This is a genomic window from Caulobacter sp. GW821-FHT12D05, from assembly GCF_058807295.1.
This window is the reverse complement of the sequence record NZ_JBXAQO010000004.1, coordinates 336,381-349,393: the sequence shown is the minus strand read 5'-3', so window position 1 is coordinate 349,393 and position 13,013 is coordinate 336,381. Positions and strand designations below refer to the sequence as shown.

The window sequence follows — 13,013 nt, the reverse complement described above, 5'->3', positions numbered from 1 at the left end:
CGCCATGCCACGTATCGCCTCCGTCCTGCTGCCGATGCCGTTGCCGGAGGCTTTCGACTACGCCGAGCCGGAGGGCCTGGAGCTTAGCCTCGGCGACCACGTGACCGTGCCCCTGGGGCCGCGCGTGATTCGCGGGGTGGTCACCGCTCTGCGTGACGGGACCGGCGGCAACCGGCCGCTCAAAGTCATCCTGGAAAAGGTCGACGACCCGCCCCTGCCGCCGGGCGTGCTGGCCTTCGTCGAGTGGGCGGCGCGCTATTCCGTCGACCTGCCGGGCTGGCCGCTGGCCATGGCCCTGCGCGGCCTGCGCCATCCGCCGCCCAAGCCCGACAAGGTGCTGGTCCTGACCGGAACCCAGCCCGCCCGCATGACTCCCGCGCGCCTGAAGGTGCTGGCCGCCGCCGAGGGCGTGAAGCTGTCGGGCGCCGCCCTGGCCTCGGCCGCCGGCGTCTCGGCCGGCGTCGTGAAGGGCCTGGTCGACGAGGGTGTGCTGGCCGCCGACTTCGTGGAGCCCGATCGCGGCCTGCCGCAGCCCGACCTCTCCTTGCCGCCGCGCACCCTGAACCCCGGCCAGGCGGCCTGCGTCGACGTGCTCACCGAGATGCTGGACGCCGGTGGCTTCCAGGCGGCGCTGCTGGACGGGGTGACCGGCTCTGGCAAGACCGAGGTCTATCTGGAGAGCGTCGCGGCGGCGCTCCAGGATCCCGAAGCCCAGGTCCTGATCCTGCTGCCCGAGATCGCCCTGACCCAAGCGGTGCTGGCCCGCTTCGAGCAGCGCTTCGGCGCCTTGCCGGCCGAGTGGCATTCCGGCGTCTCGCCGCCGCGTCGTCGGCAGGTCTGGGAGGCCGTTGCCAGCGGCAATGCCCGCATCGTGGTCGGCGCCCGCTCGGCTTTGTTCCTGCCGTTCAAGAAACTGCGGCTGATCGTGGTCGACGAGGAGCATGACAGCTCGTTCAAGCAGGAAGAGGGCTTCATCTACCAGGCCCGCGATCTGGCCGTAGCCCGCGCCAAGATCGAAGGGGCGACGGTGCTGCTGGCCTCGGCCACGCCGTCGCTGGAGAGCCTCTACAACGCTCAGATCGGCCGTTATCGCTGGCTGCGCCTGTCGGCTCGCCACGGCGCGGCGCAACTGCCTGACATCGGCCTGGTCGACATGCGCCAGACCCCGCCCGAGCCCGGCCGCTGGCTGTCGCCGCCGCTGATCAAGGCCATGGCCGTGACCCTGCAGCGCGGCGAACAGGCCATGCTGTTCCTGAATCGCCGGGGCTATGCGCCGCTGGTCCTCTGCAAGGCCTGCGGCGAGAAGATGAAGTCGCCCGACACTGACAGCTGGCTGGTCGAGCACCGCTATACCGGCCGCCTGGTCTGTCACCTGACCGGCTTCTCGATGAAGAAGCCCGATGCCTGTCCGCACTGCGGGGCCAAGGACTCGCTGGTCTCGATCGGTCCCGGCGTGGAGCGGGTGGAGGAGGAGGCGCGGCACATCTTCCCCGACGCGCGGGTGGCGGTGTTCTCGTCCGACACGGTGATGGACGCGGAAGCGGCCAAGACGCTGGTGGCGACCATGGCGGCCGGCGAGATCGATATCCTCGTCGCCACCCAGGCGGCGGCCAAGGGCCACAACTTCCCGAACCTGACCCTGGTGGGCGTGGTCGACGCCGACCTGTCCTTGCGTGGCGGCGACCTGCGCGCCGGGGAGCGGACCTTCCAGCTGCTGGCCCAGGCCGCCGGCCGCGCGGGGCGTCACGAGAAGCCGGGCCGGGCGCTGCTGCAGACCTATTCCCCCGACCACGCGGTGATGCAGGCCCTGGCCGCCCAGGACCGCGACGCCTTCATCGAGGCCGAGATGGGCATGCGCCAGGACGCAGGCCTGCCGCCGTTCGGCCGCCTGGCGGCGGTGATCGCCTCGGGACCCGACAGCGCGGCGCTGGACGCCTATGTCGAGGCGCTGGCCGCCGTGATCCCCAATGCCGAGGGGGTCGAGGTGTTCGGCCCCGCCGATGCGCCGCAGGCCCTGGTGCGCGGCCGCCGTCGCAAACGGTTCCTCGTTAGGGCCGAGCGCAATGTCGACCTGCAGGGTTTCATGGCCGCCTGGCGGGCGCGGGCCAAGGTCCCGAACTCGGTTCGCGTTGTGATTGACGTGGACCCTTACAGCTTCCTCTAGATCATGCGGCCCCACGCCACATTCCCCTGAGCTGCGCCATGCGCCCACTGTCCGCCCCCTGACGATGGGATGAACCCGTCGCGGTCGGAGGAAAGCCCATGAAGTCGGTTCTTGCGTCAGTGGCGTTCGCGTTGAGTTTGGCCGTTGTCGGCTCCGCATCCGCCCAGACGGCGCCGCTGACGGGTTCTGGCGGTTCTATTCAATCCCCGCTCTTCAAGGCCTGGATCGCCGACTACCAGAAGGCCGGCGGCGAGCCGATCGCCTATACCGGCCAGAACTCGGCCTTCGGCATCAGCCAGATCGAGAGCAAGGCCGCCGACTTCGGCGTCACGGCCATGCCGCTGTCCGACGCTGACCTCAAGGCCAAGGGCCTCTCACAATTCCCGTTCGTGATCAGCGGCACGGTGCTGGTCACCAACGTCCCCGGCCTGGAGAGCGGCAAGCTGAAGCTGGACGCCCCGGCTGTGGCCGCGATCTTCCTCGGCAAGATCACCAAGTGGAACGACCCGGCGCTGAAGGCCCTCAATCCGGGCCTAGACCTGCCCGACTGGCCGATCACCGTGGCCCACCGCACCGACCCGGCCAGCATGAGCCTGCTGCTGACCAGCTACCTGTCGTCGGTCAGTCCCGAGTGGAAGGCCGGGCCCGGCGCCGGCGAGACGGTGAACTGGCCGGTCGGCCTGGGCGGCAAGGGCAATGCCGGGATCAGCGAGATCATGTCCGGCACCATGGGCACGATCAGCTATGTCGAATACGCCTACGCCCTGGACCACAAGCTGGACCTGGTGGCGCTCAAGAACCATGACGGGGCGTTCGTCACGCCCTCGCCGGCCGCCTTCTTGTCCTTCGCCAGCGGCGCGCCGTGGACGGCCAGCAAGGGCTTCGGCGTCCAGACCCTGGACCGGCCGGGCAAGGCGACCTGGCCGCTCGTTTTGGTCAGCTACGGCCTGCTGCGCGACGACGCCGCGCCCGACCGCGCCAAGCGGGTGCGCGACTTCTTCACCTGGGGCTATACGAGCGGCGACGCCGACATCACCGCCCTGGGCTACGCGCCGGTGCCGGCCTCGGTGAAGGCCGCCGTCCAGGCCCGCTGGAAGTAGTCTCTTTAGTTGGAGCGTGGCGGGCGCCGAAACCGGCGTCCACTTTCGGCTGCCACGCTCTCAGTTCGTCGGCTCGTCCTTGTCCAGCACCGGCGCGCCGGCGGCGGGCTGGTGCGAGCGCAGGGGCAGGGCGGGGATCATCAGGATCACCGCCAGGCCCGCGGCGATCACGAACAGGGCCGCGACCATCACGCCGCTGACGGCGTTGATCAGCGCGCCTTGCAGCACCGGATCGGCGTGGGCGGCCTTGCCTTGCGCGGCGGCCTGGACGGCCATGCCTTCCAGCTTGCCCAGGTCGAGCCCGCCGCCGGGCAGGCTGGCCAGGCGCGCGGTCAGCATGGTGCCGGCCAGGGCCGCGCCGACGGTCGAGCCGATCTGGCGGAAGAACTGATTGGAGCTGGTCGCCACCCCGATGTCGCGCGGATCGACGGCGTTCTGGGTGGCGATGTTGAACAGGCTCTGGCCGGGGCCGAGGCCCAGGCCGACGAAGGCCAGCAGGGCGCAGAGCAAGGTGAGGCTGTGGATCTTGGACAGGTCGTGCAGAAGGAACACCGCCACCAGCAGGATCACCGCGCCGCCGATCATGTAGGGTTTGTACTTCCCGGTCTTGGAGACGAGTTGGCCGGCGACCGTGCTGCTGATGATCAGGCCGGCCATCAGCGGCAGCATGGTCATGCCGCTGATCGTGGCCGGCACGCCCCGGCCCAGTTGCAGGAACAGCGGCAGGAACATCACCACGCCCATGAAGGCCATGGAGATCAGGAAGCCCGCCGTATTGGCCGTGGTGAACACCTTGTTCTGGAAGAGGTGCATGGGGAGGATCGGGTTGCTGACCTTCATCTCGACGAAGACGAAGGCGGCCAGCGACACCGCGGCCAGGGCGAACAGGCCAAGGCTCTGCGGCGAGCGCCAGGCGAAGTTGTGGCCGCCCAGGCTCAGCGCCAGCAGCAGCGGCACGAAGGCGGCGATCAGCAGGCCCGCGCCCAGGAAGTCGATCTTGCCCGAGCGGCGGTGCTCCAGCTTGGGCATCTTCACGATGACCATGAACAGCGAGAGCAAGGACAGCGGCAGGTTGACGTAGAACACCCAGCGCCAGCCGGCGACCAGGTGGGTGCCGATCTGCACCGTGCCGTGGTCGGTGAAATAGCCGCCGATGATGGGGCCCAGGACGCTGGCCAGGCCGAACACCGAGCCGAAGATGCCGGCGAACTTGCCCCGCTCACGCGGCGGATAGAGGTCGGCGATGATGGCGAAGGCGGTGGTGAACAGCGCCCCGCCGCCGATGCCCTGCAAGGCGCGGAAGACGATCAGCTGGACCATGCCCGGCATGCCCAGCACCGCGCCGAACTCGCCGGCCAGACCCGACAGCCAGGAGCCCGCCAGGAAGATCGAGATGCCGGTGATCAGCACGGGCTTGCGCCCGAAGATGTCGCCTAGCTTGCCCCAGATCGGCACCATCACCGTCGAGGTCAGCAGATAGGCCGTGGTCACCCACGAATAGAGATTGAGGCCGTTCAGCTCGGAGATGATCCGCGGCATCGCCGTGGAGACGATGGTCTGATCGAGCGCGCTGAGCAGGAACACGATCATCAGCGCCGTCAGGGTCAGGCGGCGCTCGGCGTCGGTGAAGGTCTGGCCGGTGGAGGTCTGGGAGGTCATCAGGGCCTTGGGAGCGTGATAAGCCGGGGTCGCCGACCTATCACGCCCCCAAGGCGGGATGTAGGGGTTAGTGCTCTTTCTTCGTCCCGCGCTTGCGCGCCAGCATGTTCAGGCCCTCGACGCCGGCCGAGAAGGCCATGGCCGTATAGATGTAGCCCTTGGGCACATGGGCGCCGAAACCCTCGGCGATCAGCACGGTGCCGATCATCAGCAGGAAGCCCAGGGCCAGCATCACCACGGTCGGGTTGTTGTTGATGAAGTTGGCCAGCGGGTCGGCGGCCAGCAGCATCACGGTGACGGCGACGATCACGGCGATGACCATGATCGGCAGGTGATCGGTCATGCCGACGGCGGTCAGGATCGAGTCGATCGAGAACACCAGGTCCAGCAGGATGATCTGGAAGATCGCCGCGCCGACGTTGGAGATGACCTGGGTGGCCTTGTCCTTCTCCAGCACGTCGTCGCTCTTGCCCGGGTCGACCGTGTGGTGGATCTCCTTGGTCGCCTTCCAGATCAGGAAGACGCCGCCGGCGATCAGGATCAGGTCGCGCCACGAGAAGGCGGTCTCGAAGCCCGGCTCGCCATGCGCGCCCACCGGGCCGGTGATGCCCAGGTTGAAGACCGGCGCGGTCATGCCGACGATGAAGGCGATGGTCGACAAAAGGACCAGGCGCATGATCAGCGCCAACGAGATGCCGATGCGGCGCACCCGTTGGCGGTGTTCGGGCGGCAGCTTGTTCGACAGGATCGAAATGAAGACCAGGTTGTCGATCCCCAGGACCACTTCCATCACCACCAGGGTCACCAGGGCGGCCCAGGCGGCCGGGTCTGTGGCCAGGCTAAGGAGTTCGTTCATCGGTCCTCTCTATGGTTATCGGCTAAGCCGTCGTTCGCGTATGCGTACATGTAACACAGCGAGATAGGCGGGTAACGTTGATCTTTCCACCGTGGGGGATGGGAAGGCGGACCCTTAAGGACCGACGTCAATGCAAGACGGCGCGCATATCAAGCCCCTGACCGCCCTCCGGTTCTTCGCCGCCTTCTGGGTGGTGCTGTTCCACTACTGGCCCAAGCTGGACGTCGGCTTCACGCCGGCGATCGCCGCGAAGGGCTATCTGGGCGTCGAGGCCTTCTTCGTGCTGTCGGGCTTCATCCTGTGCCACGTCTATCTGAGCGGGTTCGGGGAAGGGCGCTTCCGCTACGGCGACTTCCTGTGGAACCGGCTGGCGCGGGTCTATCCGCTGCACCTGGCCACCCTGGTCGGCGTCGGGGCCATGGCGTTCGCCGGCACGATCGCGGGCCTGAACGTCGATCCCAACATCCTGTCGTGGAAGGCGCTGCCGTCGAACCTGCTGCTAGTCCATGCCTGGGGCTTCGCGCCCGTGGCGGGCTGGAACCACGCCTCGTGGTCGATCTCGGCCGAGTGGTTCGCCTACCTGACCTTCCCGGCCTTTGCCTTCGCCGCCTGGAAGCTGCGCGCGCGCCCGATCGCCGCCGTGCTGGGCGCGCTGGCCTTCATCGCCGTGATCTACCCGACCTTCCAGGCGCTGGCCGGTTTCCCGCTGACCGAGGCCACCATCCAGTGGGGCGCGCTGCGCATCGTGCCGTGCTTCGCCTTCGGCTGCGCCCTGCACGCCCTGTGGCGCTCGGACCGATTCCCGACCCGACTCAGCGGCTACGGCGCCGCTTTATTGGGCATGGCCACGCTTGGCGCCGTTCAGTTTTCCGCCCCCGATCTGGTGATCGTGATGCTTTTGGGCGGCCTGATTTTCACCCTCGCGAGCCTCGCCAAGGACGGTTTCGAGTTTGCTGGACAGCCAGTCTTCGTCTATCTCGGCGAGATCAGCTACTCGACCTACATGATCTGTATCCCGTGGAAGATCCTGGCCATCAATGCCGCGACCAAGCTTCTCAATATCGAGGGCGACAAGTTGCCGCTGCTGGTCTGGGTCGCGATTGTCGCCGCGCTGGTCCCGCTATCAGCGATCTCCTATCATTTCATAGAAAATCCGTGCCGCGAGCGCATGAAGACCTGGGCCGTTGGCTGGAAACAGCGCCGCTTGGCGCTCGCAGGTGCGGCATAAACACTCTTTTCACGTCTTCCTGGGAAGGTTATCCCTTAACCCAGTGACGCGGGGGAGTACCCACAGCATGACGAAACGGACAAGGGCCCTGCTGGGTTCCCTGGCCGCTGCCGCCATGATCAGCTTTGCGCCGGTGACGGCCAATGCTGACGGCTATTGGCAGTGCGTGCCGTTTGCCCGTCTGATGTCGGGCATCCAGATCTTTGGCGACGCTCGCACCTGGTGGACCCAGGCCGCCGGCAAGTACGACACCGGTTCGACCCCGAAGATCGGCTCCGTTCTCTCGTTCAAGCCTACCGCCCGCATGAACCTTGGTCACGTGGCCTTCGTCAGCCAGGTGCTGACCGACCGGGTCATCCAAGTTACGCACGCCAACTGGTCGATCATCGAAGGCGATCGCGGCCAGATCGAAAAGGACGTCACCGTCGTCGACGTCTCGCCCGCCGGCGACTGGACGCAGGTCAAGGTCTGGTACGACCCGATCCGCGATCTGGGCACCAGCGTCTATCCGACCAACGGCTTCATCTATCAGGACGCCCAGGCGACCAAGATCGCCGTCGCGACCAGCAAGATCGCCATGGCCCAGAACGCCGTGGTCTCGGCCGCCAAGTCGGCCGCCAACCAGGTCGCCAACTCGGTCCGTTCCTCGCCGCTGGACATCATCGGCCAGGCCGCCGACTCGACCGATCGTATCGCCGCCCTGCTGGACGCCGCCGCCAATGGTGGTTCGTCGTCCAACGACAGCAGCAACAAGCAGAACGCTCCTCGCTAATTTGAGCGCGTTGACCTTAAGCACGGGCCGGGGCACACCCGGCCTGTAGCTAGGACGCGCGACCATGCTCAGAATCCTCCGTCACGGCGCTCCGGGCTTCGAAGCCGGCGGCTTGTCGCCTGACTGGCGCGTGCCGGCCGACGCCGTCTGGATCGAGCTGGTCGACCCCACCCGCGCCGAGGAAGTCGCCGTCGAGCAGTCGATCGGCCTTTTGCTGCCCACCCGTGAAGAGATGGCCGAGATCGAGGCCTCGTCGCGCCTGTACCAGGAGGACGGCGGCACGTTCATGACCGCCACGGTGCTGGTCAATGCCGACGGTGACCTGCCGACCGCCGCGCCCGTGACCTTCGTCCTGGCCGGCAACCGCCTGGTCACCATCCGCTATGTCGAGCCGCGCGCCTTCTCGGTGTTCGCCGCCCAGGCCGAGCGCCAGCCCAGCCTGTGCCCCAACGGCCTTCAAACCTTCCTGGGTCTGCTGGACGCCATCGTCGACCGCACCGCCGACATCCTCGAGCGCACCGCCGCCGAGGTCGAGGTGCAGTCGCGCGCCATCTTCGGCCGCCCGCGCGGCGCGGCCTTCGAGCAGATCCTCAACCGCCTGGGCAAGGCCCAGAACATCAACTCCAAGGCCCGTGACAGCCTGGTCAGCCTGGCCCGCCTGATCAGCTTCGCGGCCCTGGCCGAGCAGTTCGACGGCTCCAAGGACCTGCGCGATCACCTCAAGTCGCTGCAACGCGACGTCCAGTCGATCACCGACCACTCCAGCTACCTGGCCGGCAACATCACTTTCCTGCTCGACGCGGCCCTGGGCCTGATCAACATCGAGCAGAATTCGATCTTCAAGGTGTTCTCGGTGTTCTCGGTGGTCCTGATGCCCCCGACCCTGATCGCCGGGATCTACGGCATGAACTTCGTGCACATGCCCGAGCTGCAGTGGCTGGAGGGCTATCCCATGGCGCTGGGCATGATGATCATGGCCGCCGCCGCGCCGGTGCTCTATTTCCGCAAGAAGGGCTGGCTCTAGAGGCGTCGGCCGCCCAGCTTGATGAGCCGGCGCATTTCGCGGGCCAAGTCTTCATGGCCATTTCTTTCGGCCGTCTCGATCGGCGTCTCGCCAAACGCATTGAGCATCGTACCGTCCGCGCCGGCCTTCAGCAGGATCTCGGCAACGTGAGCGTGGCCGCCACGGGCGGCGGCGTGCAGCGGCATGTCGCCCATATCGCCAACCGCGTTGATCTTCGCCCCTAACCCCAGAAGGTCCCGGACATCATCGATCGCGCCGCTTCCCGCCGCCTTGTGCAGAAGGGTGTCGCCATCGTTGGGGCCGTTGTCGCGACTATGGATGGTCTCGAAAGTCCGTCGTCCCTTCGTTCGCACTTGATAGGGCCGCGCGATCTCCGCGAACGTACGCTCGGTGGCTGGATCGGACCCAGGCTGGGAAGGGCGTGACGACATGACTCGAGCCTAACCCGAGTGTGGCGCGAAAACCGCGACTTTCCGTCGCGCTCTGAACCATTGCTTAAAGACGATGTGACACGTTGGACGCCGTTTCCCGCGTATCCCATCAGCCTTATCCGAGCGTTCCCAGACCGCACGATGTCGACCGCCGCGTCCTCACGCCCCAGCTTGATCCGCAACCTCCACGCTTCCGTGGTGCGCGAGGTGCTGGAGGCGCATGGGCGCTACATCAAGGGGCTGCCCAAGGGCCGCCGTGCGGTTCTGCAGTATGTGAACCTCAACAATTACGAGCTGGACGGGGTCGATCTTTCCGAAGCCGACCTGACCGGCGCCCTGCTGGGCGGAGCCTCGCTGCGCGGGGCCAAGCTGGCGCGGGCCACGCTGTATGGCACGGATCTTCGCGACTCTGACCTGCGCGACGCCGACCTTTCCCGCTGCGATATGCGCGGGGCCTGTCTGCGCGGCGCCAATCTGGGCGGGGCGAACCTGGCCAATTGCGACCTGCGCGAAGGCGTCACCGCCGTGCAGGACGACGAGAAGGGCCTGCGGATCCTGCAGCACTCCACGCGGCCCGGCGAGCTGGACTACGCCATGCTGCAGGGCGCCAACCTGAACGGCGCGCAGATGTCGGGGGCGTTCGCGCGCCAGGCCGACTTCACCGACGCCGACCTGTCGAACGTCACCCTGCAAGGCGCCAAGCTGACCAAGGCCTGCATGGACGGGGCGAACCTGTCGGGCGCCAACCTGCACAATGCCGAGATGTCCCAGGTGTCGCTGCGCCGCGCGGTGATGGTGGGCGTCGACGTCAGCGGCGCGGACCTGCGCGACGCCGACCTGACCGAGGTGCTGCGCGCGCCGCCGCCGATCATCTATGTCGACGACCAGCCCCTGCACGAGGTGCTGGAGGCCCACGAGCTGTTCTGCAAGACCGACGGCCGCGAGGGCAAGGTCGGGGTGCTGACCGACGTCGACTTCCGCCCGCTCAAGCGCCTGAAGGACCGCAAGCTTAGCGGCCTCTACGCGCCCAAGGCCGTGTTCTTCGGCATGGACCTGGAAAACGCCCAGCTGCAAGGCGCGAACCTGGCCGGGGCCGATTTGCGCGGCGCCAAGCTGAAGGGGGCCGACCTGCGGGGCGCCCGCCTGATGGACGCGCAGATGTCGCGCGCCGACCTGACCAACGCCAAGCTGGGTCCGCTGAAGATCGCCGAGGACCGGGTGATCCGCACCGACTTGACCCGCGCCGTGCTGCGCGGCGCTAATATGCGGGGCGTCAGCGCCCCGCGCGCCCGCTTCATCGAGGCGGACCTCTCCAGCGCCAAGCTGGACGGCGCCGACCTGACCGGCGCCGAGATGCCCGCCCGCGGCGCCTGAGTTTTTCGTCATCCCGCCGTGTGCGGAGTGACACGCTCCCGACAACTGACCTCGCCACGCTGCCCGATGGGGGATGACGCCCGCGGTGGCGTCATTGGGCGAGGAGACAAGACATGATCCTTATGCTCGCGGCGAGCGCCGCATCGGCGACGCCGGCGTTCACAGCTCCGCCCCTGACCCAGGATCGGACGGTGGTCGGCGTGGCGGTGCTCAGCGCGCCCCGCTACCAGGGATCGGACCGCTATCGCCTCGTCGCCGTGCCGGTGATCGAGCTGCGGTACGGCCGTTTCTTCGCCAATCCGCGCAAGGGGGTCGGCTATCAGCTGGTCAAGACCCACAAGCTGACCGTGTCGGCGGCCGCGACCTATGTGCGCGGCTATCGCCAGGCGGATGCGCCGGTCGGGATCGGGCGCCTGGCCAGCGGCGCGGGCGCGCGGCTGACCGTCGACTACAAGACCCACGGCGTGCGCCTCACCCTGGGGACGACCAAGATCCTGTCCGGCGGCGTCGACGGCGCCCTGGTCGATGGCGGCGTCTCGGTCTCCGTCCCGCTCTCCCGGCGCCTGGCCTTGATGCCGGGCGTCTCGGCGATCTGGGCCGATCGCCGCTACAATGACCGCTATTTCGGCGTGACCGGGGTCCAGTCCGCGGCCTCGGGCCTGCCGGTCTTCCATCCGGGCGGCGGGGTCAAGGACGTGACGGCCAGTCTGGCGGCCGTCTACCGCGTCAACGATCGGATCAGCCTGATCGCCACCGGGGCGCTGGCCAACATGGTCGGCGAGGTCAAGGACAGCCCCATCGTCCGGGATCGGACCCAGACCTCTGGCGTCGTCTCAATGACCTACCGGTTCTAGGAAGGGGTGACGATCAAGCCTTGCGGTGGGCGTTAACCTTGGTGTTGATGCACGCGAACCACTGGAGTCTTCGATGTCGCGTCTGTCCTGGATCGCCGCCGCCGCTGGCGCGCTGACCCTCACCGCCTTGGCCGGGAGCGCTCAGGCGGCCGCGCCGCGCTTCGAGAAGACGGCCTGCGTCGGCGACTACAAGGACGTCGATCTCAAGGTCCAGTGCGGCAACCTGGTCGTCGACGAGACGCGTGGCGATCCCAAGAGCCGCCGCATCAAGGTGGCCGTCGCCATCGTCAAGGCGGCCCAGCCCAAGGCCGGCCTGCCGCCGGTGGTCTATCTGCACGGCGGTCCGGGCGGTTCGGCCCTGAAGGGCGTGCCGCGCATGCTCAAGAGCAAGACCTCGCGCGAGTTCGTGGCGGCCGACCAGGACTGGATCTTCATCGACCAGCGCGGCGGCGGCGTGTCGGTCCCGAACCTGGACTGCCCCGGCACGAACCTGACGGACGCCGGTCCGCCCTCGCAAAAAGACGCCGACGGCATCGTCGCCTGCCTCAAGGCCTTCCAGGCCAAGGGCGTGAACCTGTCGCGCTACAACGCCGTCGAGGTGGCCAAGGACGTCCAGGACCTGCGCCAGGTGCTGAAGCTGCCGCTGATCGACCTCTATGGCGGTTCGTACGGCACCCGCATCGAGGCGGCGATCCAGACCCACGCGCCGCAGGGCGTGCGGGCGGTGGTCCAGGACTCGCCCTGGCCGCCCGAGGCCGACTGGACCGTCGGCGGCCCGGCCATGGTCTCCAGCTCGATCGACATCGTCATGGCCAAGTGCGCGGTCGTGGCCGAGTGCGCCAAGCGTTATCCCGACCTGAAGGCCAAGCTGGCCGTGGTCGCCGAGCGCTGGCTGGCCGGCCCGCAGACCATCGACGGCAAGACCTATAACGCCGACGATCTGGGCGGCTATCTGATGGACGCCAGCTACTTCACCGCCGGGGTGCTGCCGCGCGACCTGTGGAAGATCATCCAGGGCGACGTCTCGCCGGTCGAGGGCTTCGTCGAGAGCCGCGACTACTACAGCGAGGGCCAGTTCATGACCCACCTGTGCAAGGAAGAGATCCCGTTCGAGGCCCGCGCGGACGTCGCCAAAGGGACCGAGAACGACCCGGTCGCCCGCCTGATGGTGGTGTCGATGCAGCGCATCCACGATGTCTGCAAGGCGATCGACGTCGGTACGATCTCGCCGGTCGAGCAGCAGCCGGTGAAGACCGCCATCCCGACCCTGTTCCTGGCCGCCGAGATCGATCCGGGCTGCCCGCCCGAGCTGACCAAGGCCGCGTCCAAGGGCTATCAGGGCTCGCAGGTGGTGATCGTCACCAACGCCACCCACGGCGTGTCGCGCAACAGCCCGTGCGCCCGCAAGGCGATCCGGAACTTCTTCCAGAACCCGACCAAGCCGGTCGATCGCAGCTGCCTGCCGGCGGCCGATACGCCGATGAGCTTTACGTACGAGTAGGCTTCCAGAAACAAAGCCGAACCATTTTCGCCTTGAATCCCTTTTAGCAG

General features: G+C 67.6%; 11 protein-coding genes. 8 read left to right on the top strand and 3 right to left on the bottom strand.

Annotated elements, in window-relative coordinates:
* Positions 1 to 4 precede the first annotated feature (4 nt).
* Entirely contained in the window at positions 5 to 2,164 is a 2,160-nt protein-coding gene (locus AC1RRR_RS19795) for a primosomal protein N' (RefSeq protein WP_492815595.1), read from the top strand.
* Positions 2,165 to 2,295: 131 nt separating this feature from the next.
* Positions 2,296 to 3,264: a phosphate ABC transporter substrate-binding protein PstS gene (pstS, locus tag AC1RRR_RS19790; RefSeq protein WP_492815594.1), complete on the top strand. Its 969-nt coding sequence runs from the start codon at positions 2,296 to 2,298 to the stop codon at positions 3,262 to 3,264.
* A gap of 60 nt (positions 3,265 to 3,324) precedes the next feature.
* Here pstS and AC1RRR_RS19785 read toward each other — a convergent pair whose 3' ends face one another.
* Positions 3,325 to 4,923, bottom strand: a complete 1,599-nt coding sequence (locus AC1RRR_RS19785; protein WP_492815593.1) for an MDR family MFS transporter — start codon at positions 4,921 to 4,923, stop codon at positions 3,325 to 3,327.
* A 67-nt stretch (positions 4,924 to 4,990) separates the two neighbouring features.
* A complete protein-coding gene (locus AC1RRR_RS19780) occupies positions 4,991 to 5,779 on the bottom strand; it encodes a TerC family protein (RefSeq protein WP_492815592.1) in 789 nt (262 codons plus the stop codon).
* A 130-nt stretch (positions 5,780 to 5,909) separates the two neighbouring features.
* Between AC1RRR_RS19780 and AC1RRR_RS19775 the strand changes: the two genes are divergently transcribed.
* The 3 genes from AC1RRR_RS19775 (at position 5,910) to AC1RRR_RS19765 (ending at position 8,803) form a co-directional block, all read left to right on the top strand.
* On the top strand, positions 5,910 to 7,007 hold the full coding sequence (locus tag AC1RRR_RS19775; RefSeq protein WP_492815591.1) for an acyltransferase family protein: 1,098 nt from the start codon (positions 5,910 to 5,912) through the stop codon (positions 7,005 to 7,007).
* Positions 7,008 to 7,074: 67 nt separating this feature from the next.
* Complete coding sequence (locus AC1RRR_RS19770) at positions 7,075 to 7,779, top strand: CHAP domain-containing protein (RefSeq protein ID WP_492815590.1); 705 nt, start codon at positions 7,075 to 7,077, stop codon at positions 7,777 to 7,779.
* A gap of 64 nt (positions 7,780 to 7,843) precedes the next feature.
* Positions 7,844 to 8,803: a magnesium transporter CorA family protein gene (locus AC1RRR_RS19765; RefSeq protein ID WP_454718095.1), complete on the top strand. Its 960-nt coding sequence runs from the start codon at positions 7,844 to 7,846 to the stop codon at positions 8,801 to 8,803.
* Here AC1RRR_RS19765 and AC1RRR_RS19760 read toward each other — a convergent pair.
* On the bottom strand, positions 8,800 to 9,234 hold the full coding sequence (locus tag AC1RRR_RS19760) for an ankyrin repeat domain-containing protein (protein ID WP_492815589.1): 435 nt from the start codon (positions 9,232 to 9,234) through the stop codon (positions 8,800 to 8,802). The genes AC1RRR_RS19765 and AC1RRR_RS19760 overlap by 4 nt on opposite strands.
* A gap of 141 nt (positions 9,235 to 9,375) precedes the next feature.
* Between AC1RRR_RS19760 and AC1RRR_RS19755 the strand changes: the two genes are divergently transcribed.
* The 3 genes from AC1RRR_RS19755 to AC1RRR_RS19745 all read left to right on the top strand — a co-directional run bounded on the left by AC1RRR_RS19755 (position 9,376) and on the right by AC1RRR_RS19745 (position 12,963).
* Positions 9,376 to 10,608 carry a pentapeptide repeat-containing protein gene (locus AC1RRR_RS19755; protein ID WP_492815588.1) on the top strand — a complete coding sequence of 411 codons (1,233 nt, stop codon included), beginning with the start codon at positions 9,376 to 9,378 and terminating at the stop codon, positions 10,606 to 10,608.
* 113 nt (positions 10,609 to 10,721) lie between these two features.
* Positions 10,722 to 11,462: a MipA/OmpV family protein gene (locus tag AC1RRR_RS19750; protein WP_492815587.1), complete on the top strand. Its 741-nt coding sequence runs from the start codon at positions 10,722 to 10,724 to the stop codon at positions 11,460 to 11,462.
* Between the two features lie 73 nt (positions 11,463 to 11,535).
* On the top strand, positions 11,536 to 12,963 hold the full coding sequence (locus AC1RRR_RS19745; RefSeq protein ID WP_492815586.1) for an alpha/beta hydrolase: 1,428 nt from the start codon (positions 11,536 to 11,538) through the stop codon (positions 12,961 to 12,963).
* Positions 12,964 to 13,013 lie beyond the last annotated feature (50 nt).